The sequence below is a fragment of the Flavobacterium sp. 22659 genome, assembly GCF_052044235.1.
In the GTDB taxonomy this organism is placed as follows: Bacteria; Bacteroidota; Bacteroidia; order Flavobacteriales; family Flavobacteriaceae; genus Flavobacterium; species Flavobacterium johnsoniae.
Window position 1 is genome coordinate 104291 of the sequence record NZ_JBQEMU010000017.1, and the last position, 25897, is coordinate 130187.

The window sequence follows — 25897 nt, forward strand, 5'->3', positions numbered from 1 at the left end:
TTTAACTGCTAAATCGTTTATTCGCCAAATTGTTTAATAAATAAACAAATTAATAACGATTAAACGATTCAACTTATTTTACCAGTCTTTCTCTGGTTTTTTAGTATTAGGTTTTACTTTTTGAGCGTTTACTTTATCTTGAATTTTCTTTTCTTCGTTGTTTACGGCATCTAACAAGTTCTGAACACGTTCTTTTGAAATTCCTCCAGGCATTGGTTTTGGTTCTCCTTTATTGTCAGACTTGTCATCTTTTTTAGGATCATTTTTGCCATCTTTTTTGTCCTTGTCTTTGTCGCCTTTATCGTCTTTCTTGTCTTTGTCCTTATCCTTGTCTTTATTTTTGTCCTTGTCTTTGTCTTTATCTTTGTTTTTATCCTTGTCCTTATCCTTATTCTTGTCTTTGTTTTTATCGTTTTTAGGCGGATTTTCTTTTAGCTTTTGTTTTGCATACGCATAGTTGTAACGTGTTTCATCATCGGTTGGATCGTTACGTAAAGCCTCTTTGTATGCTTCAACAGCCTGCGAATAATCTTTCTCTTTCATAAAAACATTTCCAAGATTGTGATAAGCTTTATGCTTTTCTGGTCTTGTTTTAGCTCTTTTTATGGCATTAGCGTAAGCGTATTTTGCTTCAGAAGGCTGGTTTTGTCTGTAAATTGAGTTTCCTAAATTGTAAGACCCGGCAGCGCGTTTTGAAAATTTTGACGCCGAAATTCTATAATTGGCCTCTGCTTCAGTAAATTTATTCTGCTTATATTCTTCATTGGCATCAGGCAATGTCTTGTCTTTTTCCTGAGCAGCAGCTGCAAAAGAAAGCGTTAGTAAAATATAAAGAAGTAAATTTTTCATTCTAATTTTTTTATTTTTTGTTCCGATTTTAAAAAGGAATCTTTATTTCTTTTCGTTGAATAAATTCAACTCTTTAATCCAGTTTGTTTTTCTTTCTAAAAGGAAAATGTCTATAAATAACAACAAGAATCCAAAACCGATGAACCATTGAAACTGCGATTGAAAATCGGCCATTTGTGTCGATTCAAATTCGGTTTTCTGAATATTATTTAAGGCATTTTTAATATACTCCAAAACCTCTTTTGTATTCCCGCCGTAAACATAACCGCCTTTTGTGGCTTTTGCAATAGTTTTTAAACCTTCCTGATTTAGTTTTGTAATTACCGTTTGCCCATCCTGATCTTTCTGGTAATTTTTTACAACTCCATTTTCTTTTAAAGGAATAGTTCCTCCTTTTTCTGTTCCAACACCCACGGTAATGATTTTCATTCCAATTTTGTTAGCTTCTTCGGCCGCAGCAGAAGCGCCTTCAGAATGATCTTCACCATCAGAAATTAAAATCAAAAGTTTACTTGTTTTGCTTTTTTCATCAAAATATGTAGCAGACAATCTAATAGCTTCATCAAGAGAGGTTCCTTGTGATGAAACCATATCAGGACTCATACTCTGCAGAAACATTTTGGCAACGCTGTAATCAGATGTGATTGGTAAAACCGGGAATGCACTTCCTGCATAGGCTACAATTCCAATTCTGTCATTTCCTAATGAATTGATGATCTGAGAAACTAATTGCTTGCTTTTATCTAAACGGCTTGGCGCAACGTCTTCTGCCAGCATACTTTTAGAAACGTCGACAGCAAAAACGATATCAATACCTTCACGTTTTACTGTTTCCATTTTAGTTCCAATTTTCGGATTTACTAACCCGATAATTAAGCATGCTAAAGCCAAAAGCAATATCGATAATTTTAAAACTGGTTTAAAAACAGATGTTTCGGGACTCAGTTTTTTTACCATTTCGATATCACCAAATTCACGTTGTTTTTTTCTTTTCCAATACAAATTGAAAAAGAAAATACACACCACAATTGGGAGTAATAGTAAGAGATATAAATATTTTTTTTCGTCTAATTCCATTTTTTAATTCTAGTTTTCAGCCGCAGTTTTCAGCCGCAGTTTTCAGTTGTTAACTGTAAACCGTGACTGCGACTAAAATATTAAATAAAGCTTCTGTAAACTGTATTTCTTAAACCAACTTCTAACAATAATAAAAATGCTGCGACTAAAACAAAGATTCTGTATTTTTCATCGTAATCGTAGAATTTTAATTCCTGTATTTCTGTTGTTTCTAATTTGTTAATCGAATTGTATATTTCGGCTAATTTATCATTGCTTGTTGCTCTAAAATACGTTCCATCTGTTTTTTGAGCAATACTTTTCATTAATCTTTCATCGATTTCAACTTTCTGCATTTTGAATAAAAAACCTCCGTTTGGTGCGTATGCGTATGGGGATTCTGCCATTCCATTTGTACCAAGACCAATGGTGTATACTTTTATTCCGTATTGTTTGGCAATGTCTGCTGCGGTTTCAGGTTCAATAAAACCAGCGTTGTTTACACCGTCTGTCAATAAAATAATAACGCGGCTTTTTGCTTTACTGTCTTTTAAACGGTTTACCGCAGTTGCTAATCCCATACCAATTCCTGTTCCGTCTTGTAAAACAGTATCGTATCGAATACCTTTTATGGCTTCCAGAATAATAGGTTTATCGCTTGTAACGGGCGTTTTTGTATACGCCTCTGAAGCATATAAAACTAAACCAATTCTATCATTTGGACGTTCTTCAACAAAATCCGCAGCAACTCTTTTTAAAGCTTCCATACGGTTTGGCTTTAAATCTTTTGCAAGCATAGAGCCAGAAACGTCAATTGCCATTACAATGTCAATTCCTTTTGTTGTTTTAGTCTGGTTGCTGATGTCTACCGTTCTTGGTCTCGCTAATGCTATAATTAGTGAACTTAAAGCTATAATTCTAAAAACGTATAAACAAGGTTTTAGCTTTGTTAAAAGCGACTGGCTGTTTTTGAAACCCGCTGTTGAACTCATTTTTAATGTAGCCGACTGCTGGTTTCTTTTCCAGAAAAACCATCCAATGACAATTGGAATTAATAGAAACAACCAAAAGAATTCCGGATTTAAAAAAGTGATCTTATTATTCATTAGTTACTTGCTTTTTTAAGTTCAACAGAATTTAAAATTCGGGTTGTAATATCGTTAGCATACGTGTCGCCTTCTTCATGTAAAATGATGATTTGCTGTAATCCCTGATCTTGTTTAAAAAGCAGGATTTCATAATATGCCTTTGTACTTGTTTTCGTTGTAGGGTTTAAAATGCTCATGGTTCCGTAACCTTTTACTCCCTGAATACCTTGATTTGTCTGGAAATCTTCTTGTTTTACAATGATATTTTGTCCGCCTTGAAGTTCAATTACTTTTAAGCTTCCTTCTAAAGCTTTAGATAAATCAATGTCAGTTGGATTTTTGAATTTAGTAGTCGAAACGGCTACATAAAAATTATCAATCATACTTCCATAAACAAAAAGCTGCATTTCCTTAATTAAAGCCATTGTTTCTTTTGGAAGTGCTTTTAAGGCATCCATACGTTTTAAAACCTTTGGAGTTTCGATAATTACACCAGGATTTCCGTATTCACTTTTTACCCATTCTCCTTCTAATAATTCTTTAGACGGATGACCAATAACATTGTCTTTTACGTATGCAAAACCTTTTGTAGCAACAAAGAAAGTTGTAGTTGCTAATAATAAAAAGACAACTGAACCAACGGCAATTGCAATTCGCTTGTTTCTTTGTTTTTTTAACTGAAGCTGAATTTGCTTTTGTTTTTGAGCTTCGTTTAATAACTGATCTTCTTCTTCAGCCGGAACTTCAGTTGGAATCGCGTTATCAAGCGTTAAAATTACTTTCTGAATTTTATTTCGGTCTTCCGTAATTTCAAAGTCAAGCGGTTTCGATTTAGCAAATTTTACTAAGTCGGCCTGACGTAAAACACGTTCCAGATTTTCTACCGTTTCCGGTGTTAAAGTCATTTTCTTTTTAGTCGAAGCAGTTCTGATTGCCTGAATCAATTCAGAAGTTGTACTTTCCATTGCCGGAATATGAATTGCTTCTTCAATATAGTTACGGGCAATATCTGTTAATTCGCTGTAGTATTCTTTAATTTCTCCTTTTTGAACCAGCTCTTTTTGTTCCAAATTGTTCAGCAGGCTTGTTGCTTTTTCAATAGGTGTTTTATAAACTTCTTCTTCTATTTTCTTTTTCTGATGTTTTTTAACATACCAATAAATTCCCGCACCAATTGCAAGAATTATAACTAATGCCAAAACATATTTCCACCAGTCGCCAATACCATCTTCTGCAGGGGTAATGTCTTTGATGTCATACATTTTTTGCTGTAAAGTATCGACTTTTACATTAGCAACTTCTACACGAATAGAATCTGAGAAATAAGGCTTTTTATCAATAAGAATCTTTACACTCGGAATTACATATCTTCCTGAATCAAATTGTGTTAATCCATACTTTTTGATTAATTCATAACTGCCGTCTTTTTTAACGGTATCAACCGGATAAGACTGAATTACTTCCAGCGCTCCGAATCTTTTGTCTTTTGGGAAAACAACTTTTGAATTAGCATTTACAACCGTTTTAAGAGTCAACTTAAATTCGGCTCCAATTTTATTTTTTGTTGTATCAATACTAGTTTCAACTTGTTTTTGAGAAAAAACAGCTGAAGAAAGCAAAAATAAAAAGATGTAAAACTTTAATTTCATTATGATTAACGATTGAAGATTAACGATTTTTGATTTCAGATTTATTATGAAACTTAAATCGTAATCTTTGTTTTTTATGGATTATTTTTTGATGTTTTAATACTTGAAACAAAAATTGAGATTAATTGGTTAGCTTCTGTTTTTGCTCTTGTTAAACGTTCATGATCTGTTGAAAGATTTGCTTTTTCTATTATTTTTAAACAAACAAATGTTTCTCTTAATTCTTTCAGACAAATTCCCATTATATGGATAAAATCTTTTTTACTTTCTGCACTTTGTGCTTCTCCATAATTTAAGGCTGGTGATGTACTAGAACGAGTTATCTGACCTAATAAATGATTTCCAGCGTAATTCTTTTCAAATGTAATGGTTAGTAATATTATGCTCGCAGCAAAATCAATTAATCTATTTTCTAATTCTTGTTTAGTCATTTCTTAATTCTTTCTTTTTGTTATAATCATAATAGATCATAAATCAAAAATCGTTAATCATAAATCAAAAATCTTACCTTGATTTAAAATAACCTAATAGTTTAGTTACGTAATTTTCGTCGACTCTTGTGTGAACAATACCTGCACCAGATTTACGAAATGTATCTTTGAAATAATTTACTCTTTCCTGATAATGTTTTTCGTAATTCATTCGCACGGTTTTTGAACCTGTATCGACTAACTGCGTTTTTCCGGTTTCGGCATCTAACATCGTTACTATTCCTAAATTCGGAATTTTTTCTTCGCGGATATCGTACACACGAACGCCTGTAAGGTCATGCTTTTTTGAAGCAATTTTTAAGGTCTGTTCATAATTTTCAGACATAAAATCTGAAATCATAAAAACAATTGCTTTCTTTTTTTGAGTTCCTGATAAGAATTTTAAAGCCTGTGAAACATCTGTTTTCTGACTTTTTGGTTCGAATTCGATTAATTCACGAATAATTCTCAAAACATGCGAACGGCCTTTTTTGGGCGGAATGTATAATTCGACATTGTCAGAAAATAAGATTAATCCAATCTTATCATTATTTTGTGTAGCCGAAAAAGCCATCGTTGCAGCAATCTCTGTTACGATGTCTTTTTTAAACTGACTTTTTGAACCAAAACCCTCAGAACCCGAAATATCAACCATTAAAACCATGGTTAATTCGCGTTCTTCTTCAAAAACTTTTACGTGGGCTTCATTGTAGCGTGCGGTTACATTCCAATCGATGTTACGAATATCATCTCCGTATTGGTATTGACGCACCTCGCTAAACGTCATTCCTCGTCCTTTAAATGAAGAGTGGTATTCACCCGAAAAGATATGATTGCTCAGTCTTTTGGTCTTGATTTCTATTTTCCGTACTTTTTTTAAAAGCTCTTTTGTATCCATTTTTTGTTTGGTTTATGGTTTATGGTTGTTGGTTGATAGCAAAAGAACCATCAACAAAAAACTATCAACCATCAACTTTTTAAGGTACTTCAATCTCGTTTACGATTTTGTTGATAATGTCTACAGAAGTAATATTTTCGGCTTCAGCCTCGTATGTTATCCCAACTCTGTGACGTAATACATCATGCACAACAGCGCGAACATCTTCTGGAATTACATAACCACGGCGTTTAATGAATGCGTAACATTTAGCAGCATTTGCTAAGTTGATACTTCCACGCGGAGATGCTCCAAAACTGATAAGCGGTTTTAAGTCGGCTAATTTGTATTTTTCTGGATAACGTGTAGCAAAGATGATATCTAAGATATATTTTTCAATTTTTTCATCCATATAAACTTCACGAACCGCTTCCTGCGCACGTAAAATTTGATCTACAGAAACTACAGGGTTTACTTTTTCGTAACTTCCTTTTAAGTTCTGGCGGATTACAAAACGTTCTTCGTCAATTTTTGGGTAATCAATTACCGTTTTCAACATAAAACGGTCAACCTGAGCTTCAGGCAGTGCATATGTTCCTTCCTGTTCAACAGGGTTTTGAGTTGCTAAAACTAAAAACGGACGGTCTAATTTGAAAGTAGAGTCACCAATTGTAACTTGTTTTTCCTGCATCGCCTCTAAAAGTGCAGATTGTACTTTTGCAGGCGCACGGTTAATCTCATCGGCAAGGACGAAATTGGCAAAAATTGGTCCTTTTTTAATAGAAAATTCGTTTGCTTTGATGTTGTAAATCATGGTTCCGATAACATCGGCAGGAAGTAAGTCTGGTGTAAACTGGATACGGCTGAAAGAACCTTGAACCGCTTGTGACAACGTATTAATCGCTAAAGTTTTTGCTAAACCGGGAACACCTTCAAGTAAAATATGCCCCTGACCCAAAAGACCGATTAATAGACGCTCGACCATGTGTTTCTGGCCCACAATAACTTTGTTCATTTCCATTGTAAGAAGGTCTATAAAAGCACTTTCTCTCTCAATTTTTTCATTTATCGCTCTAATGTCTAAAGTCGTTGTATTTTCTTCCATATAAATATTTTTAAAAACCTTGATTTGTACGCCTAATTTTTGAGAGTGCAAATTGAATATTTTTTGAGAAGTAAGATGTTAAAGAATGGTTAAAACTTCGACCAAACACCTAATTTTAAGGACGAATTGTGAATCTATTTTTATATTTTTAAGAACTTTGATGAATATGTTTTTCAAAAGCATATTTATTACCAAAAATAACTCAATATAACCATGAGCAAAACAGCATTATCGCCTATAATTTCGGGCACTATGAATTGGGGTGTTTGGGATAAAAACCTTACATCAAAAGAAATGGAAAACATGATACAAATCTGTATCGAAAACAAAATCACAACTTTTGACCACGCCGATATTTACGGTGATTATACGACCGAAGCCGATTTTGGTAAGGCCTTTAAAGACAGTAAGATCTCGCGCGAAAAATTACAATTAATAACAAAATGCGGTATTCAGCTGGTAACTGAAAGCCGTAAAAACAAAATCAAACATTACGATTATTCTAAAGACTACATCATTTGGTCTGTTGAAGAATCTTTAAAGAAATTGAAAACAGATTATGTTGATTTATTTTTACTGCACAGACCAAGTCCGTTAATGCAGGCAGATGAAATTGCAGAAGCTGTAGAAAAATTAAAATCGGAAGGAAAGATTTTAGATTTCGGACTTTCGAATTTTACAAGTTCTCAAACGGAGTTAATTCGCCAGAAAACAGAAGTGAGTTATAATCAGGTACAGTTTTCAGCAACTCATTATGAACCAATGATCGACGGAAGTTTAGATTATATGCAGACAAACGGAATCCGTCCGTTATCATGGAATCCGCTTGGAACTGTTTTTAGAGAAGACACCAAAAAAACGCGTCGTTTGAAAAAACTATTCTCGACTTTGCTTGAAAAATATCATTTAGGTGCAGATACGCTTTTATTGGCCTGGATTTTAAAACATCCTGCTAATGTTATTCCAATTGCAGGAACTGTTAACGTTGCCAGAATTCAATCTTTAGTAAAAGCAGTTGAGCTTGATATGGACAAAGAAGACTGGTTTGCTATCTGGACAGAAAGTATGGGCGACGATGTGGCTTAAATAAAAATATTGGCCACAGATTTTACGGATTTAAAAAATTACAATGTAAATCTGTTTAATCCGTAAAATCAGTGGGCAAAAACAAATACTCATAATGAAAAAAACAGTTTTAATTACTGGTGCTACAAGCGGAATTGGAAAAGCAACGGCTCAGATTTTAGCAAAAAACAATTTTAAAATTATCCTTTGCGGCAGACGTAAAGAACGTTTGGAAGAATTAGAAAAAGAACTTTCTGCTTTTACAGATGTACATTCGCTTTCTTTTGATGTTCGTGATAAAAATGAAGTTCTTGGAAAAATCGAAGCACTTCCTGTTGAATTTTCAGATATTGATATTTTAATTAATAATGCCGGAAATGCACACGGTTTAGATCCAATTCAAACAGGAGATCTAGACGATTGGGACGCCATGATTGATATTAATGTAAAAGGACTTTTGTATGTTTCTAAAGCAGTAATCCCGAAAATGACTGCTAAAAAATCCGGACACATTATTAATATTGGTTCAACAGCTGCAAAAGAAGTTTATCCAAACGGAAATGTGTATTGCGGAACCAAACATGCCGTTGATGCCATTACTGCAGGTATGCGAATAGATTTGAATCCATTTGGAATTAGAGTTGGCGCCATTCATCCCGGAATGGTCGCAACAGAATTCAGTGAAGTGCGTTTTAAAGGTGATGTCGAAAGAGCTTCAAATGTTTATAAAGGATTTGATCCGCTTCAGGCAGAAGATATTGCAGATATAATTCATTTTGTGGTTTCAAGACCGTATCATGTAAATATCGCTGATTTAGTTGTAATGAGCACCGCGCAGGCATCTTCCACAATTGTAAAAAGAGACTAACTCAGATTTTTAGACTAACTTAGACTTCTTAGATTTGAAGTTTATTATAGTTTGAAATCTAAGAAGTCTTAAAATCTAAGCTAGTATAATAATCTGAAAAAAGAATGATTAATAAACGTCTTTTAATAAAAAACCTACTGGCTCACAATGACGAGAGCAGTTTTTATGATAAAAAAAGGCAGTTGAATCTTCATTCCAGAGAAGGAAAAGCAAAGTTTTTAAAACATATCTGCGCACTTTCAAACTCTAATCCAGCGAATAATTCTTATATCGTTGTGGGTGTTGAAGATCAGGATAATGAAATTGTAGGTGATGATTTCTTTGATGACAGCCGAATTCAGAATCTTGTTAATGCCTTTCTTGAAAATCCTCCAAGAATTCAATACGAAAATGTTCCGTTTCCAAATCTACCAAAAGATAAAGTTATTGGTCTGGTAACTATTAAGCCCAAAAGTCAGATTTCCTATTTTAAAAAAGGTATTCATACTATACCTGCCAATAGCATATTTGTGCGAAGAGGAAGTAATTCTACTCCGGTAGAAGAGCATGAAGAAATTGAAAAGAATTATCAAAACACCGAAACCGTAATTGGTATCGAGAACAGTTCCCGAAACAGTATTCAATACACTCTTGATGGTGTAATCGATTTTATGAATTTCAGACATAAAGATATGTCGCCAAAATATCGGGTTTTTAAAGAACTGTTTGTAATCTGCTGGGCAGGAGTTCCTAAAAAATCCAGAGAAATAACGTTTTTATCACGAGTAGATATTGAATTAATAAACGAACAGGTTAAGCTTTTTTATTCGGCTCAGGATGTGGTTACCATTTTTTATGATGATGATAGTTTTACTATTACTGAATATGTTCCTTTAGGATTGAATGATAAAACAAGTTATTATCCTCTTGAAAAACAAACTATTCACTTTTTTGATAATGGATATTATAAAATTGACAGGGAGATACTTTTTCAGCCTCCGGAATTCAATAGGAAAATGTTGTATCATATTTATAATTCTAACCTGGCACTGCTTCAAAAATTAGAAAAAGGAATCTCATTGTCTGATCGTGAATTAACTGATCTGGAAAATCTGCCTTCAACTTTTATGATTTGTTATTTGAATGGTTTTGATGATGCCAAACAAAAATTGATTGATGCCAAATTGCTTTTAAAACCTTTTAGTCAGACTTATTTATCTTTTAAAGAAGCTTTGAGAGTTTTGAGGAAGATGAAATATGATGTTCAATAAAGGTTCTGAGTTGCTGAGAGGCTAAGGTCCTAAGGTCCTGAGGTTTTTATCGTGTCTGATTATTGATATTTCAAATATTTGCTCACTTTATCGTATGGAAATACGATTTCTTTTGGGCCATCTGCATAAGATGCTGCTTCATAAGAGTTGTAATATAAAAGCAAACCTTCAGAAGTGTAAAAAATATTCTGAGATAATTGGAATTTATCATTTTCAAACATCAGTCCGGTTGCATTTATATTTGCTTTTTCTGGAATGTGATACTTGGCTCTGAATTCTTTTTCGGCGAAAGCCTTAAATTCTTTCTCATTTTTAAAAAGGTCTTTGTTAAAAATGAATTTTCCTGTTTTTCTGTTAAATAATAAAGATCTAAAACCTTGATAACCGTGAGCACCACCAGTAAAAGTGTAATGATCTATTTTGATGTTTACAATCTGCTCTGATTCAAACTCAACATTTCCGGTTATTTTTCCTTCCCATCCAAAAGTATCATTTGGAAATTTCTGGTGCATTTCTTCATAAGAAGCAATAAAAGATTTTGATAATGATTTGTAATCATTAACTTTTGTAGAATCTTCTCCAAAATATATAATTTCTTTTATGACAGCAAATACCTTTTTGTTTATACTGTCAGCAACAACCTTTTTATTTTTAGCAATTGGGACTTCTATTGTGATATCCGGACAGTCGTTTTTGCACGGAATAGTAGATTTTTCTTCAAATGTTTCATTCTCAAATGAAAGCTCTTTTTTGCAACTTGTAAAAATCAAACACAATAAGATTGTAAATATGTAATTTTTCATATCAAAAAGTGTTAATTATCTACAAAGGTAAGAAGTTGTGTCCCGATAAAATAAATTAAAAGGTAAATTTGTACAAGAATTAAGGAAATAAAATTTATAACTATATGAAATTCAATACAAAAGTAATACATGGTGGCCAGCATCATGATCCAAGTACCGGTGCTGTTATGCCTCCAGTATATCAAACTTCAACTTTTATTCAGACAAGCCCGGGAAAACCTCTGGCTGATTATGAATACAGCAGGGCTTCAAACCCAACTCGTACAGCTTTAGAAGAAGCTTTGGCAAGTATTGAAAATGGTACACGCGGATTGGCTTTTTCTTCTGGTTTAGCTGCAACAGATTGTATTTTAAGATCGTTTAAAGCCGGTGATGAAGTTATTGCAATGGATGATTTGTACGGTGGAACTTACCGTATGTTTTCTAGAATTTATAAAGATTCAGGAATTAAGTTTCATTTTGTTGATATGACAGATTTAGCAAAATTGAAATCACTTATCAATGAAAATACAAAATTAGTTTGGGTTGAAACCCCTACAAACCCGTTGATGAAATTAGCTGATATTGCTGAAGTAGCTAAAATCACTAAAGAACATAAAATTTGGTTTGCAGTTGATAATACTTTTGCAACACCATATTTGCAAAAACCGCTTGATTTAGGAGCTGATATCGTTATGCATTCTGCAACAAAATATTTAGGAGGACATTCTGATGTAATTGCTGGAGCTTTAATTGTAAAAGATGAAGCTTTAGGAGAACAATTACACTTTCAGCAGTTTGCTACAGGAGCAACTTTAGGGCCAATGGATAGCTTTTTGGTTTTAAGAGGAATCAAAACTTTAGCTTTAAGAGTACAAAGACATTGTGAAAACGGAGAAAAAGTAGTTGAATATTTAAGCAAGCATCCTAAAATTAATAGAGTTTATTATCCAGGATTAGAAAATCATCCGTTTCATGAAATTGCTAAGAAACAAATGAAAGCTTTTGGAGGAATGGTTTCTTTTACTTTTAAATCAGGTAAAAAAGAAGATTCTATTGCATTTTTAGAGAAGCTTAAAGTGTTTACTTTAGCTGAATCTTTAGGCGGGGTAGAGTCATTAGCAAATCACCCGGCTTTAATGACACACGCATCGATTCCCGCAGATAAAAGAGCAGAAGTAGGAATTACTGATGATCTTGTCCGACTAAGTGTTGGTATTGAAGATGCAGAAGACTTAATTGCTGATTTGGAGCAAGCTTTAGCATAAAAAAGTAATTTTATAAAAATAAAAAATCCCAAATTCCAATCTTTATATTATGGAATTTGGGATTTTTTTTATGTTGTAATTTTTTTAGAATTCTAAATAATAAATGTATCCAAAGTTAAACCAAACCTGCCAGTCATTTGATTTGTTTTCTTTGTAAACGTCTTTATTTGGGTTTAAACCATCAATCCAGTCAGAGTTGTACATCTGAAAACGAGTTTCAAACATTAGGTCACTCATTGTTGTTATTTTGTAATGTACACCAATAGCTGCAGTTGCAGATAATGCTATGCCATTTTCACTGGCAAAACCATGTGCATGACCATCAGAAGGCATTAAGTATTTTCCTGGTGTTACATTAGGAAGAGTCATTTCTCCTAATTTAGAGCTAACATTTGTAGAATAATAACTTACCATGAAACCAGCACTCATATACGGACTGAAGCCTCTAATTGTATTTTCAAAATCATGTATTTTCATAAAAGGAGAAAATTCTAATTGAGATCCTAATCCTACTACGGTAGAAGTTGCATGCATATTTCTTAATTGCTGAGCAAGTAATCCGTTTGGTTTTCTGTCAACCCATTGACCAAAATGTTTAAGATTTGTACGGGCGAAAGATAGTTCAGATCTTACTTTAAAATGTTCAGTAAAAAAGCTTTCACGATTATTAGCAGCAGAAAAGTTTAACCAGTGAGCTAAACCAATACCGAAACCGGTATTTCCAATGTTGGTGTCAACATTATGTCTTTCACCAAAATCAGATTGTAAAGTTACAGGACCTGCAAAAATTCCAATCTCATGCGCGAGACTTGATTGCGCTGTGGCAATTGTTGAAAAACTAAATAAGGCGAAAATTGTGGTATATAGGTGTTTACGCATTGTCTGGGGCTTTCAAAATATTGGCAAATATATAAAAAAGCTAGTCCAAACAAAATATAAAATTCGTCTATTAAACAATTAGTAACAAAACACTTAATTTTCTGACTTTAACTGTAATGATTTGATGTAAATTCGGAAGGGAAAAATTGTATTTTCGGCATTGTTTAGAAATAACACAATTCTATCTCAAAAACGAAAAAAAATAACAAATCATATTCATTTTGATGTATCTTTGTCTGTTGTAACGAAAACGTTTTCTTAAAACGTATTTTCTTATTTAAACGATTAAGTATAAAACTATTATTTGAATAATTTATTTTAAAAATGGAACAAAAAATAAATGAATTTATGGCTCTGGTTGAGTCAAAAAATCCAAATGAGCCAGAATTCCTTCAAGCCGTTAGAGAATTTGCTGAAACAGTAATTCCATTTATTGCAGAAAGAAAAAAATACGATGGAAAAAATTTACTTTTAAGAATAGCTGAGCCTGAAAGATCTATAATTTTTAGAGTTCCGTGGGTTGACGATAAAGGAGAAATAATTGTAAATAGAGGATTTAGAATCCAGATGAATTCTGCAATTGGTCCATATAAAGGAGGAATTAGATTTCATCATACAGTAAATTTATCTGTTTTGAAATTTTTGGCATTCGAACAAGTTTTTAAAAATAGTTTGACAACTCTTCCAATGGGTGGAGGAAAAGGAGGTTCTGATTTTGATCCTGAAGGAAAATCTGATGGCGAAATTATGCGTTTCTGCCAGTCATTTATGACTGAGTTATGCCGTCATATTGGTCCAGATCTTGATGTTCCTGCCGGAGATATTGGTGTGGGTGCCAGAGAAATTGGTTATTTATTTGGTCAGTATAAAAGAATCAGAAATGAATTTACCGGAGTATTAACCGGAAAAGGTCTTGCTTATGGTGGTTCATTAATTAGACCAGAAGCTACAGGTTATGGAGTTGTTTATTTTACAGATCAAATGCTTCGTACTATTGGTCACGAAATTAAAGGTAAAAGAGTTGCGATTTCAGGATTTGGAAACGTAGCTTGGGGAGTTGCTTTAAAAGTAAATGAATTAGGAGGAAAAGTAGTTACTCTTTCTGGTCCTGATGGTTATATTTACGATGAAGAAGGTATTTCTGGAGAAAAAATCGATCATATGCTTGAAATGAGAGCAACTGGTGATAACAGAGCAGAAAGATATTTAGAAAAATATCCAAAAGCTGTATTCCATAAAGGAAAAAGCCCTTGGGAAGTAAAAGTTGATATTGCTATTCCATGTGCAACTCAAAATGAATTGACAGGAGAAGACGCAAAAAAACTAATCGACAATGGTGTTTTATGTGTAACAGAAGCTGCTAATATGCCTTCTACATTAGATGCCATTAAACTTTTCTTAGATAATAAAGTTCTTTTTGCTCCTGGAAAAGCTGCAAATGCAGGTGGTGTTGCTGCATCTGGATTAGAAATGACACAAAACTCTATTCGTTTAAACTGGACTAGCGAAGAGGTAGATTTAAGATTGAAAGAAATCATGGTTGGAATTCACAACCAATGTAAAAAATATGGTGCAGAAGAAGATGGTTATGTTAACTATGTAAAAGGAGCCAACATTGCCGGATTTGTTAAAGTTGCCGATGCTATGCTTGCACAAGGTGTAGTTTAAGATTAATTACAATTGAAAAATGCTCTCATTTGTCTCTAAAGATAAATCGAGAGCATTTTTTTATTTATAAAGAACAAAAAACAAATACTGTCGTTTGTAGTATATTTGTCTATCTGAAAATATCAAATAATGGTAAAAAGATTTCTGTGCTTTTTGTTTTTCCTTTTATTTCAATTTGGCTTTGCTCAAGGTCAATTGTCGTGGCAGGGTTATTTTTCGTTTAATGAAATAAAAGATATTTCAGAATCTTCAACAACGATTTATACAGCTTCAGAAAATGCATTGTTTTCTAAAAATTCAGCTTCAAATGCTTTAAAAACAATCACAACTGTTGATGGTCTTTCCGGACAAACTATATCTGCAGTTTATTACAGCCAGACTTTTAAAAAAACAATTACAGGCTATGAAAATGGACTGTTGACTGTAATTAATGAGGCTGATGGCAGTGTGATAAAAAAAGTAGACATCATTAATAAACAATTACCTGCAAGTGTTAAAAAGATAAATCATTTCTTAGAGCATGATGGTTTACTATATGTTTCCTGCGATTTTGGAATGGTGCAGTTCAACTTGACTACTTTACAATTCGGAGATACTTATTTTATAGGTGATAATGGAGCTGAGATAAGTGTAAAACAAACAGCAGTTTTTAATGGATTTATTTTTGCTGCAACTTCCAGCGGTATTAGAAGAGCAAGTATTACAAACCCCAATTTAATTGATTTTAGTCAATGGACAGTTGTAAACTCCGGAGATTGGTCAGGTATAAGCGCATTAGATACTGAATTGATTGCCATAAATTCAGCAGGAAATATACATAGATTCAATTCAAGTACCTTTGTTGGGTTTTTACAATTACCACAGCCTTCTGTCGATATGCGTGTGGTAAATCATAATTTATTTATTACAACTGCCAATACCACTTATGTTTATAATAATCAGATGGTTTTGAACCGTCAAATTGTAAACTCACAGCTTCCAGAACTTAATTTAACTTTTTCCTGTGCATCGGCTGTAGGCGATATAATTTATATCGGAACAAAAGAAAAAGGTCTGTTTTCTTCTGCACTTTCAGGAATTGGAACTTTTGAAAACAATACGCCCGATGGTCCAATACGCAATAATATTTTTTCAATTGATGCTTCGCCAAATTCACTTTGGGCTGTCTATGGAGATTATGATATTTATTATAATCCTTATCCTTTAGATAGTTATGGTATAAGTAAACTTAGTAACTCAAAGTGGTTAAATATTCCATATTCAGAAGTTTATGATGCTAAGTCAATTACACGTGTAATTGTAAATCCAAATAATGAAAAGCAGGTTTATGCGAGCTCCTTTTTCTCTGGATTGCTGCGAATAGAAAGTGATATTCCGAATCATTTGTTTAACGAAAAAAACAGCGGTCTAGAGTCAATTACTTTTGAAGGTCCGACTTATATCGATGTTCGTATAAATGGAACTGCTTTTGACAAATCAGGAAATCTTTGGGTAACCAACAGTCGAGTCAAAAACGGATTGAAAGTTTTAAAAACAAACGGAGATTGGGTAAGTTATGCCACAAGTACAATTTTAAATGATGCCGAAAGTAATAATTACGCCAATATCGTTATTGATAAAAATAATACAAAATGGATCTCAACTTATAATGACGGTGTAATTGCATTTAATGAAAATGGTAATGTTTTTAAAAAGATAACTACTGGAACCGATACAGGAAATCTGCCGTCAGCTGATGTTAGATCGGTAGCAGTTGATACAAAAAACCAGCTTTGGATTGGAACAACAAAAGGGTTAAGGGTTCTGTCTAATGTTGGAAATTTTCAAACAGACAGTCAGCTAAAAGCAAATCCAATAATCATTATAGATGATAATCTGGCTCAGGAATTAATGTACGAACAGTTTATTACTTCTATTGTAGTCGACGGTGCTAATAACAAATGGATTGGTACAGTAGATTCAGGAATTTTTATGGTTTCTCCAAACGGTCAGGAAACCAAATATCATTTTACAATTAATAATTCTCCTCTGCCAAGTAATACTATTAATGATATTAAAATTAACAGTTCTACCGGCGAAGTTTTTATTGCAACAAATAAAGGAATGATTTCTTTTAAAGGAATTGCAACTGGTGCTAATGAAGATTTAAATAATGTATATGTATATCCAAATCCGGTTAGGCCAACTTATTCTGGAACTGTAAAAGTTGCCGGCCTAATTGATAAGGCTAATATCAAAATTACAGATATTGAAGGGAATTTGGTTTACGAAACCACTTCAGAAGGAGGAACTATAGAGTGGGATACAACTGCTTTTGGAAGGTATAAAGTATCGTCAGGCGTTTACATGATTTTCATTTCAGCACAAGACGGCGGCGAAACTAAGGTTAAGAAGGTTATGATAATTCGATAATTTTAATGTCTCAGTCTCAGTTTTTACAATCCACAATCTAAAGTCTGCAATCTACAATATAAAATAGTGCAAATCAAAACCAAAGCAATAGTAATCTCATCATTAAAATTTCAGGAAAAAAGCCTGATTGTAAAATGTTTTACGCTTTCAAACGGACTGAAATCTTATTTTGTACGAGATGCGTTTTCAAGCCGAAAAGCAAGTCAGAAAATTGCGTATTTTCAGCCATTATCTATTTTAGAAATCGAAGCTGTCCATAAGAACAAAGGGACTCTTGAGAACTTCAAAGAAATAAAAACGGCAGTTCCTTTTCAAACCATTCATACAGATATTTTTAAAAGCACAATAGTGATGTTTTTGTCTGAAATGCTTCATTATTCCATTCAGGAAGAAGAAAAAAACGAACCGCTTTTTGTATTTTTAGAAACTGCTTTAACCTGGCTGGATCACCATGACGATATTTCTAATTTTCATTTGATTTTACTTTTGGAAATCACAAAATATCTTGGTTTTTATCCAGATGTTTCTGAAATTGATTTGCCTTATTTTGAAATGAAAGAAGGGATTTTTACACTCTTTCATACTTCAACAGCACTTTCTGAACATGAAACCAATTTGCTTAAAAAACTTCTTGATCTTAAATTTGACAACAGTCAGAAAGTCTTTCATGTTGTTGAAAGGCAGATACTTCTTAGGGTTTTAATTGATTTTTACAGCGCTCACTTAGATGGGTTTAAAAAACCTAAGTCGCTGGATATTTTGAAAGAAATCTTTTCTTAATAACTGTATCCGATTTTCATATATTTGGCACACCAAAACAAATTTATATGAAAAGAATAATTACTTTTTTACTTCTTATTTTAATAAACCCCGTTTTTTCTCAATCTGTCGATTTAGATCCGTATAGTTTTAATGTATCTTATGTAAACCTTCCTCCAAAACCGGTTGTAGATAGAAAAAATAGAACCTATCATTTAGCCCTTAATCCTACTAGTATTGCCTGGTTTAAAGATGCCAAGGATAATTTGGAATATAATTTTTCTATAGATGGATTTAAAAATGTGCCTTCAGGCGGTTACTTCGAAATTGCGGTTGATTTATGGGATCCTATCACTTTGCCGCTGGGAGTAAGAAAAGTTGAGAATAAAGTAAAAGATTCAAATGGAAAAGAAAGAATTGAAGTTTCTTTTGTGTCTGGAGTTAAAGTGCGAGAATTAGGAAGTTTCTCTGTTAAATGTGCATCTGATGCATCCTTTAATAGAAAGTATAGTTTAGAAAATTCATTTACAATAGAAAATTCATTTTCAAATCCTGATGATGCCCGAAAATTTATTGATGTTGAGATGTATGCAGTAAGAAGTAACTATTTGTCACGCGTTGCTTCAAGTATGGATGTAAGATTGAATCGTGACTATGGTTATAGTGTGGAGCAGACATCAGATTATGTCTGGATTTTAGACTCTAAAAAGCATCCAGAATATGACAGCAGTGTTAAAACACTTTCAAGTATAAAGGCAATTTTTAATAAAATGGAGTATAATGAAGATGTAGCTCCTTTAAAAAAAGAACTAGAGCCGGTAATTGAATACTTTAAAGGAATTGATAAGACTTATGCTGAAGATGAAAGAAGACATAGAAAACTGCGATACGAAGCATATTTTAATCTGGCTGTTATCTATCATTATTTAGACATGCTGGATGAATCCGATATTTGGTGCGACAAGTTAATCGAAAATAAATACGATGCTTCTGATGGAAAAAGTATGAAGCTTAAAAATGAAAGTTTAAGAGAAATTTTTGCTGTAAATCAGGTTACAAGCAGACATATGGATGTTGAAGCCCGAACAAATGGTGTTAAAGAGGAAGAAGTAGATGTTGCTAATTTTGATCCTAATTATTTCCTGAAAAACGATCCAAAATACCAATTGGTTTCTCTTATTCTGACTACAAATGATACCGTTTCCGGATATGCAAAAATAAGAGCATTAGAAAATCTAGACCGAAAAATTTCAGTAAGTATTCCGGATGAAAACGGAAATCATAACCATATTTTCAAAACTTATTTTGCAGATCAGGTTACAAGATTAGTTATCCGTGAAAATGATTTTTATTCAACCGTATCTTTCAAAGAAGCTTTAAGGGCAGGTTCAAAACCGGTCTTTAGATTTGTTCGTGAGATTTTAAATGGTAAAACAATTTCGTTATATGGATATCAAAATAGCGAGATAATCATAAAAAAACAAAATGAAGCTTTTGGTGCATCTACAAGTTCTGTCGGCTGGCAGATGAATACCAAATCTAAGTTTGCTGAGCTCGCAAGGCCTTGTCCAAAATTAGCTGCAAGGGCAAATGGAACAGAATTTCAAAACGATCTTAATTCGTTGATGAAATTTGTAGAAGCATTAGATGCTTGTAAATAAAACTTAATTTTAAATGAAATAAAAAAAGGACTACAGTTTTCAGCTGTAGTTTTTTTGTTTCAAATCTTAACCATTTTTATTCTGTTTTATTTTAAAACCATTTAAAACGTTAGCATTTGTTAAAAAATATGTTATAAATTGGTTCAAAATGGTCTTTTTTCCTTCATCTTTTATCTATTTTCCTCAAAATTCCTTACTTTCGCACCTCGTTTAAGAAAAGGATAAAATGAGTACAAAATTTACTGAATACAAAGGACTTGACTTACCAGCGGTAGCGTCTGAAGTTCTTGATTTTTGGAAGAAAGAAAATATATTTGAAAAGAGTGTAACAACTCGCGAAGGTGCTGAACCTTTCGTATTTTTTGAAGGTCCGCCTTCAGCAAACGGATTACCGGGAATTCACCACGTAATGGCACGTGCGATTAAAGATATTTTTTGCAGATATAAAACTCAAAAAGGTTTTCAGGTAAAAAGAAAAGCCGGATGGGATACTCACGGTTTACCTGTAGAATTGGGAACTGAAAAAGAATTAGGAATTACAAAAGAAGATATTGGTAAAACGATTTCTATTGAAGAATATAACGAAGCGTGTAAAAAAACCGTTATGCGTTATACTGACGTATGGAATGATTTGACTGAAAAAATGGGGTATTGGGTAGATATGGAAGATCCATATGTGACTTATAAACCAAAATACATGGAATCTGTTTGGTGGCTTTTGAAACAAATCTACGATAAAGGTTTGTTGTACAAAGGTTATACTATACAGCCGTATTCTCCAAAAGCAGGAACAGGATTATCTTCTCACGAAGTAAATCAGCCTGGAGCTTATAGAGATGTTACCGATACTACGATTGTAGCGCAGTTTAAAACCTTGCCAGAAACTTTGCCAAGCTTTTTACAAGGATTTGGAGATATCCATATTTTAGCTTGGACGACAACTCCTTGGACATTGCCATCGAATACAGCTTTAACAGTTGGTCCAAAAATCGACTATGTTTTAGTTAAAACATTCAATCAATATACTTTTGAGCCAATCAATGTTGTTTTAGCTAAAAACTTAGTTGGAAAACAATTCGGAAAAGGATATTTCCTAAGTGAAGACGACGCTGATTTTGACAATGTGAAAAATGGCGACAAAAAACTTCCGTACAAAATCTTAACTGAGGCAAAAGGAGCAGATTTGGTGGAAATTCGTTACGAGCAATTATTGCCTTACGTATTGCCATACCAAAATGCTGAAAACGCATTTAGAGTAATTTCTGGAGATTTCGTTACAACAGAAGACGGAACAGGAATTGTGCATACGGCTCCAACTTTTGGTGCAGATGATGCTAAAGTAGCAAAAGAAGCAAAACCAGAAGTACCGCCAATGTTGGTTCTTGATGAAAACGGAACAGCAGTTCCTTTAGTTGATTTACAAGGAAAATTCACTTCTCATGTAGGTGATTTGGCTGGTAAATATGTTAAAAACGAATATTACGATTCAGGACAAGCGCCAGAGAAATCTGTAGATGTTGAAATCGCTATACGTCTTAAAGAAGAAAACAAAGCTTTTAAAGTTGAAAAATACGTGCACAGTTATCCACACAGCTGGAGAACTGACGAGCCGTTATTATATTATCCTCTAGATTCATGGTTCATCAAAGTAACCGATGTAAAAGATAGGATGTTCGACCTGAACGAAACTATCAATTGGAAACCTAAATCTACTGGTGAAGGACGTTTTGGAAATTGGCTTAAAAATGCTAATGATTGGAACTTATCTCGTTCTAGATATTGGGGTATTCCTTTGCCAATTTGGAGAACAGAAGATAAAACAGAAGAAGTTATTATCGGTTCTGTTGAAGAATTGTACAATGCAATCGAAAAATCAATCGAAGCAGGTTTTCAAAAAGAAAATCCGTTTAAAGATTTTGAAATCGGAAACATGTCTGAATCAAATTATGATTTAATTGACTTGCACAAAAATGTAGTTGATGCCATTACTTTAGTTTCAGCTTCTGGGAAACCAATGAAGCGCGAAAGTGATCTAATCGACGTTTGGTTCGATTCTGGAGCAATGCCTTATGCACAATGGCATTATCCTTTTGAGAACAAAGATAAAATTGACGGAAACAAAGATTTTCCGGCAAATTTCATTGCTGAAGGAGTAGATCAAACACGTGGATGGTTTTATACTTTGCATGCTATCGGAACTTTGGTTTTTGATAAAATTGCATACAAAAACGTAGTTTCAAATGGTCTTGTTTTGGATAAAAACGGGATTAAAATGTCTAAGAGTAAAGGAAATACTATAGACCCATTTAAAACCATTGCAGAAAACGGTCCAGATGCTACACGCTGGTATATGATTATGAATGCAAATCCGTGGGATAACTTGAAGTTTGACCTTGAAGGAATTGCTGAGGTTAAACGTAAATTCTTCGGAACACTTTACAATACCTATTCATTCTTCTCGTTATATGCAAACATCGACGGATTTAAATATGCTGAAGCTGAAATTCCGTTAAACGAAAGACCAGAAATCGACCAATGGATTATTTCTGAATTACATTCGTTAGTCAAATTTGTTGACGAATGCTATGAAGATTATGAGCCAACAAAAGCGACAAGAGCAATTTCTGACTTCGTTCAGGAAAACTTAAGTAACTGGTACGTTCGTTTATGCCGTCGTCGTTTCTGGAAAGGGGAATATGCAAAAGATAAAATTGCAGCTTACCAAACGCTTTATACTTGTTTGCTTACGATCAGCAAATTAAGCGCTCCAGTGGCTCCATTTTTTATGGATAAATTATACAGAGATTTGACAGCTTCTACGGGAACCGAGGATTTTGCTAGTGTTCACTTGGCTGAATTCCCGAAATTTGTCGAAAACTTTGTTAATAAAACGTTGGAAAGCAAAATGCAGAAAGCGCAAACGATCTCATCTTTGGTTTTATCACTGCGTAAAAAAGAGATGATTAAAGTTCGCCAGCCTCTGCAAAAGGTAATGATTCCGGTACTTGACGACAATCAGCGTGCTGAAATCGAGGCGATTTCTGACCTTGTAAAAGCCGAAGTAAACGTGAAAGAAATCGAACTTTTAGATGATGCTTCAGGTATTTTAGTGAAACAGATTAAGCCTAATTTTAAAGCTCTTGGGCCGCGTTTTGGAAAAGACATGGGCTTGATTTCTAAGGAGATACAAGGTTTTTCTGCAGATCAGATTAATCAATTAGATAAGCAGGGAACGTTAGATATTGTTATTTCTGGAAATAATGTAACTTTATCATTAGAAGACGTCGAAATAACATCACAGGATATCGAAGGATGGCTGGTTGCAAATTCAAATGGAATTACAGTTGCACTTGACATCACAATATCTGAGGAATTGAAAAATGAAGGTATCGCGAGAGAATTAGTAAACAGAATTCAGAATATCCGTAAAGATTCAGGATTTGAAGTTACTGATAAGATTAAAGTTCAAATAAAAAGAGACGGTAATTTAGAAGAGGCCGTTCTAAAAAATGAAGACTATATTAAGTCTGAAACATTAACAGATGATTTGGTTTTTGCAGACGCTTTAGAAAACGGCACAGAAATTGAGTTTGATGATATTAAAACAATGATATTAATTTCAAAATAGTTATAAAATGATAGATGAAATTACAAGATACTCTGACGCAGATTTAGCAGAGTTCAAAGAAATAATCCAGGCAAAAATTAAAAAAGCGCAAGAAGATCTTGATTTAATCAAGAGTGCTTATATGAATGATTTAAATAACGGAACAGACGATACATCTCCAACTTTTAAAGCCTTTGAAGAAGGAAGTGAGACCATGTCTAAAGAAGCAAACTCTCAGTTAGCTATTAGACAAGAAAAGTTTATCCGTGATTTAAAAAACGCGCTTTTCCGTGTAGAAAATAAAACTTACGGTATTTGCAAAGTAACAGGTAAATTAATCAGCAAAGAAAGGCTTAAAATCGTTCCTCATGCAACAATGAGCATCGAAGCTAAAAATTTGCAGAGATAATAAAAATTCAGTAAAAATAAACGCTCCTTTTGGGGCGTTTTTTTTTTGTTTAATGTTTGTTGAGTTTGAGAAGAATTAATACTCTGTCTCTTTTGAAAGAATTTAACTGCAAACAATAAATATGATATACAATAAGCAAAGTTGCTTTTTGTAAGAAAGTAAAAGTCGTCGAAATAAGATGAAAAAATATTTTAATTAGAACTGTCTTTTTTGAGACAATTCTAATTAAAACTGAAAATTAGGTTTAGGCAAGATTTTTTTCTAAATCAGCTTTGTGTTTTCTTAGAACAGCTCTTGTCATTCCAAGATTTGCTTTGTTTGCATCTGCAGCAAGGTAAATCATGAACTTTTTGTTTGGTGAAATGTCAATAATGTGAATTTGGTTTGAAAGTGTAATCAAGATATCCTCAATATCCTGATTTAAACCTAAAGCTTTTACAGCATTCAGTTTTGCTTTTACTACTTCCAGGTTGTAAGCGGCAGCTAATTCAGGATCAAAAGCAGGGTCAACTGTTATGTTGCCAAAGCTTAATCCTGACTCAATTTCTGTTACAGCTACAGCTATAAAGCCGTTTACGTTGGTTTTCATTTCATTTAAAAACACGTTTAAAAAGTCGTTACTCATAGTTTTTGGGGTTTAGGTGTGGTTAATAGATTATGTTATTTTAATAAAGAATTTTTGCTTAGCTCTGCAGATAATTCATCGGTAGAGTGCATTAATAAGCCAAGGTTGCTTCCTTCTTTTGAAAAAACAATTACGAAGTTTGAACCGCTTATTTTATTTCCGACGACAACCCCATCGGAACTTTTTAAGTAAAGTTGTTTTAAAGCGCCTTTTTCCAGGTCAATTAAAAATTTTTCGCTCATAGATAAAATTGCTGCGCTCATAGCTGCAATGCTGTCGCTGTAGTCCAGATTTAAGGAAGTGATTAGTTTTCCTTTTCCGTTTAAAATTAAAGCTGCGCTTGCTTTAGTGTCGACCAAAAAATTGTTTAGAATAGTAGTTATTTCATTCATACTTTTGTAAGGTTTGGGGAAATGTTAAAATTAGTTCGTTTTTGGTAAGGTTTTATAGGTTGTAGTTGCGATTTGTCCTAAACAAGTGTTAATTTTTATTAACAAATATAAATTAAATTATGTATTATTGTAAAACCAAATCGTTAAATATTTTATTTTTTTACTTAAAAAACTTACACTATGGCTAAAGTATTGAAATTCAAAGATGTGAATTCTGACGTCGAGCACAGATTAAAGGAATTCGAAAAGTTACGAGTTAAATTTAAAACAGAGGTAAAAAAGGCAGAAGCGAAGAGGGCTGCAGCCGGAAAACCAAGTAAAGGTATTTTTAAATCTATATCGGATTTCTTTACAGACAGCCCGGCAAATACAGCTGCTAAAAAATAGATTTCAAAGTTAAATGCAAAATGAAATGTTTGTATTTAGTTTTATTACAAAACAATTAACGTTCCAAATGGAGCGTTTTTTTTGATTTAATTGTTACTTTTGCGCATCAAAAATTCATAAAATGTCATTACGAAAAGCGTATTTCCTTATATTTTTAGTTTTAATTGTTGATCAGCTTTCTAAAATCTATGTAAAAACAAACTTTGTTTTAGGTGATGAAGTGGTGATTTTTGATTGGTTCAGAATTCATTTTATCGAAAATGAAGGAATGGCCTGGGGGACAAGAATACCTGGAGAATATGGTAAACTAATTTTGACTGTCTTTAGAATCTTTGCAGTATGCGGAATTGGATATTGGTTAGCCGATTCTGTTAAGAAACGTCATTCAACTTATTTGATAGTTTCTATTGCTTTAATTTTTGCCGGTGCAGCCGGTAATATCATTGATTCTGTTTTTTACGGAGTAATTTTTGATGACAGCACACATAATTTAGCTACAATCTTTTCGCCGCAGCCTTATGGAACATGGTTTCATGGTTTGGTGGTAGATATGTTCTATTTTCCTATCTGGGAAGGTGATCTTCCAGCTTGGCTTCCAATTTTTGGAGGAAAGCATTTTATGTTCTTTAATGCTATTTTTAATGTGGCCGATATGGCGATTTCAACAGGAGTTGGAATATTGCTGGTTTTCAATAAAAGAGCATTTCCAAAACACGCATAAATTATTTTAAAATTCAAAAAATAAATTCCAAATTCCAATATTTGAAAGTG

At 33.3% G+C, this 25897-nt stretch carries 23 protein-coding genes; 12 read left to right on the plus strand and 11 right to left on the minus strand.

Annotated features, from left to right (window positions below):
• Positions 1–78: 78 nt before the first annotated feature.
• The 7 genes from ACTJIW_RS16725 to ACTJIW_RS16755 form a co-directional block, all read right to left on the minus strand.
• Complete coding sequence (locus tag ACTJIW_RS16725; protein ID WP_440716180.1) at positions 79–849, minus strand: tetratricopeptide repeat protein; 771 nt, start codon at positions 847–849, stop codon at positions 79–81.
• Positions 850–891: 42 nt separating this feature from the next.
• Positions 892–1926, minus strand: coding sequence for a VWA domain-containing protein (locus tag ACTJIW_RS16730; RefSeq protein WP_012022809.1), 1035 nt, complete (start codon positions 1924–1926; stop codon positions 892–894).
• An 80-nt stretch (positions 1927–2006) separates the two neighbouring features.
• Positions 2007–3011 (minus strand): vWA domain-containing protein, encoded by a 1005-nt coding sequence (locus ACTJIW_RS16735; RefSeq protein ID WP_073410358.1) that lies wholly within the window; start codon positions 3009–3011, stop codon positions 2007–2009.
• Entirely contained in the window at positions 3011–4642 is a 1632-nt protein-coding gene (locus tag ACTJIW_RS16740) for a hypothetical protein (protein ID WP_440716179.1), read from the minus strand. Before ACTJIW_RS16740 ends, ACTJIW_RS16735 begins: the two co-directional genes overlap by 1 nt.
• Positions 4643–4716: 74 nt before the next feature.
• The gene (locus ACTJIW_RS16745) at positions 4717–5073 is read right to left on the minus strand and encodes a four helix bundle protein (RefSeq protein WP_440716178.1); all 357 of its coding nucleotides are present in this window, start codon (positions 5071–5073) and stop codon (positions 4717–4719) included.
• A 73-nt stretch (positions 5074–5146) separates the two neighbouring features.
• Complete coding sequence (locus ACTJIW_RS16750; protein WP_440716177.1) at positions 5147–6010, minus strand: DUF58 domain-containing protein; 864 nt, start codon at positions 6008–6010, stop codon at positions 5147–5149.
• Between the two features lie 79 nt (positions 6011–6089).
• Positions 6090–7094 (minus strand): AAA family ATPase, encoded by a 1005-nt coding sequence (locus ACTJIW_RS16755; protein WP_012022804.1) that lies wholly within the window; start codon positions 7092–7094, stop codon positions 6090–6092.
• Positions 7095–7307: 213 nt separating this feature from the next.
• Between ACTJIW_RS16755 and ACTJIW_RS16760 the strand changes: the two genes are divergently transcribed.
• The 3 genes from ACTJIW_RS16760 to ACTJIW_RS16770 all read left to right on the plus strand — a co-directional run bounded on the left by ACTJIW_RS16760 (position 7308) and on the right by ACTJIW_RS16770 (position 10277).
• Complete coding sequence (locus tag ACTJIW_RS16760; protein ID WP_012022803.1) at positions 7308–8180, plus strand: aldo/keto reductase; 873 nt, start codon at positions 7308–7310, stop codon at positions 8178–8180.
• A 94-nt stretch (positions 8181–8274) separates the two neighbouring features.
• A complete protein-coding gene (locus ACTJIW_RS16765; RefSeq protein WP_440716176.1) occupies positions 8275–9027 on the plus strand; it encodes an SDR family NAD(P)-dependent oxidoreductase in 753 nt (250 codons plus the stop codon).
• A 104-nt stretch (positions 9028–9131) separates the two neighbouring features.
• The gene (locus ACTJIW_RS16770) at positions 9132–10277 is read left to right on the plus strand and encodes an ATP-binding protein (protein ID WP_012022801.1); all 1146 of its coding nucleotides are present in this window, start codon (positions 9132–9134) and stop codon (positions 10275–10277) included.
• A gap of 59 nt (positions 10278–10336) precedes the next feature.
• Here the strand turns inward: ACTJIW_RS16770 and ACTJIW_RS16775 are convergent, their stop codons facing one another.
• The gene (locus ACTJIW_RS16775) at positions 10337–11080 is read right to left on the minus strand and encodes a DUF3298 domain-containing protein (protein ID WP_433814120.1); all 744 of its coding nucleotides are present in this window, start codon (positions 11078–11080) and stop codon (positions 10337–10339) included.
• 104 nt (positions 11081–11184) lie between these two features.
• On the opposite strand from ACTJIW_RS16775, the gene ACTJIW_RS16780 reads away from it, so the two are divergent.
• The gene (locus ACTJIW_RS16780) at positions 11185–12327 is read left to right on the plus strand and encodes a cystathionine gamma-synthase (protein WP_121359913.1); all 1143 of its coding nucleotides are present in this window, start codon (positions 11185–11187) and stop codon (positions 12325–12327) included.
• A gap of 84 nt (positions 12328–12411) precedes the next feature.
• Here the strand turns inward: ACTJIW_RS16780 and ACTJIW_RS16785 are convergent, their stop codons facing one another.
• Entirely contained in the window at positions 12412–13206 is a 795-nt protein-coding gene (locus ACTJIW_RS16785) for a THC0290_0291 family protein (RefSeq protein WP_440716175.1), read from the minus strand.
• A 324-nt stretch (positions 13207–13530) separates the two neighbouring features.
• Here ACTJIW_RS16785 and gdhA point away from each other — a divergent pair, with 324 nt between their 5' ends.
• From gdhA to ACTJIW_RS16815, 6 genes are all read left to right on the plus strand, one after another.
• Positions 13531–14874 (plus strand): NADP-specific glutamate dehydrogenase, encoded by a 1344-nt coding sequence (gdhA, locus tag ACTJIW_RS16790; protein ID WP_012022797.1) that lies wholly within the window; start codon positions 13531–13533, stop codon positions 14872–14874.
• A 129-nt stretch (positions 14875–15003) separates the two neighbouring features.
• Positions 15004–17286, plus strand: coding sequence for a type IX secretion system anionic LPS delivery protein PorZ (gene porZ / locus ACTJIW_RS16795; RefSeq protein WP_440716174.1), 2283 nt, complete (start codon positions 15004–15006; stop codon positions 17284–17286).
• A 66-nt stretch (positions 17287–17352) separates the two neighbouring features.
• The gene (gene recO / locus ACTJIW_RS16800; protein ID WP_012022795.1) at positions 17353–18066 is read left to right on the plus strand and encodes a DNA repair protein RecO; all 714 of its coding nucleotides are present in this window, start codon (positions 17353–17355) and stop codon (positions 18064–18066) included.
• 47 nt (positions 18067–18113) lie between these two features.
• Entirely contained in the window at positions 18114–19706 is a 1593-nt protein-coding gene (locus ACTJIW_RS16805; protein WP_440716173.1) for a hypothetical protein, read from the plus strand.
• A gap of 226 nt (positions 19707–19932) precedes the next feature.
• Positions 19933–23334, plus strand: a complete 3402-nt coding sequence (gene ileS, locus ACTJIW_RS16810) for an isoleucine--tRNA ligase (protein ID WP_440716172.1) — start codon at positions 19933–19935, stop codon at positions 23332–23334.
• 7 nt (positions 23335–23341) lie between these two features.
• On the plus strand, positions 23342–23722 hold the full coding sequence (locus ACTJIW_RS16815) for a TraR/DksA family transcriptional regulator (protein ID WP_012022792.1): 381 nt from the start codon (positions 23342–23344) through the stop codon (positions 23720–23722).
• A 244-nt stretch (positions 23723–23966) separates the two neighbouring features.
• On the opposite strand, the gene ACTJIW_RS16820 is transcribed toward ACTJIW_RS16815, so the two are convergent.
• On the minus strand, positions 23967–24347 hold the full coding sequence (locus ACTJIW_RS16820) for a hypothetical protein (RefSeq protein ID WP_012022791.1): 381 nt from the start codon (positions 24345–24347) through the stop codon (positions 23967–23969).
• 35 nt (positions 24348–24382) lie between these two features.
• The gene (locus ACTJIW_RS16825) at positions 24383–24739 is read right to left on the minus strand and encodes a roadblock/LC7 domain-containing protein (RefSeq protein WP_012022790.1); all 357 of its coding nucleotides are present in this window, start codon (positions 24737–24739) and stop codon (positions 24383–24385) included.
• Positions 24740–24919: 180 nt separating this feature from the next.
• Between ACTJIW_RS16825 and ACTJIW_RS16830 the strand changes: the two genes are divergently transcribed.
• Both ACTJIW_RS16830 and ACTJIW_RS16835 read left to right on the plus strand, forming a co-directional pair.
• Positions 24920–25126 carry a hypothetical protein gene (locus ACTJIW_RS16830; protein WP_073410368.1) on the plus strand — a complete coding sequence of 69 codons (207 nt, stop codon included), beginning with the start codon at positions 24920–24922 and terminating at the stop codon, positions 25124–25126.
• A 121-nt stretch (positions 25127–25247) separates the two neighbouring features.
• A complete protein-coding gene (locus tag ACTJIW_RS16835) occupies positions 25248–25847 on the plus strand; it encodes a lipoprotein signal peptidase (protein WP_121359918.1) in 600 nt (199 codons plus the stop codon).
• Positions 25848–25897 lie beyond the last annotated feature (50 nt).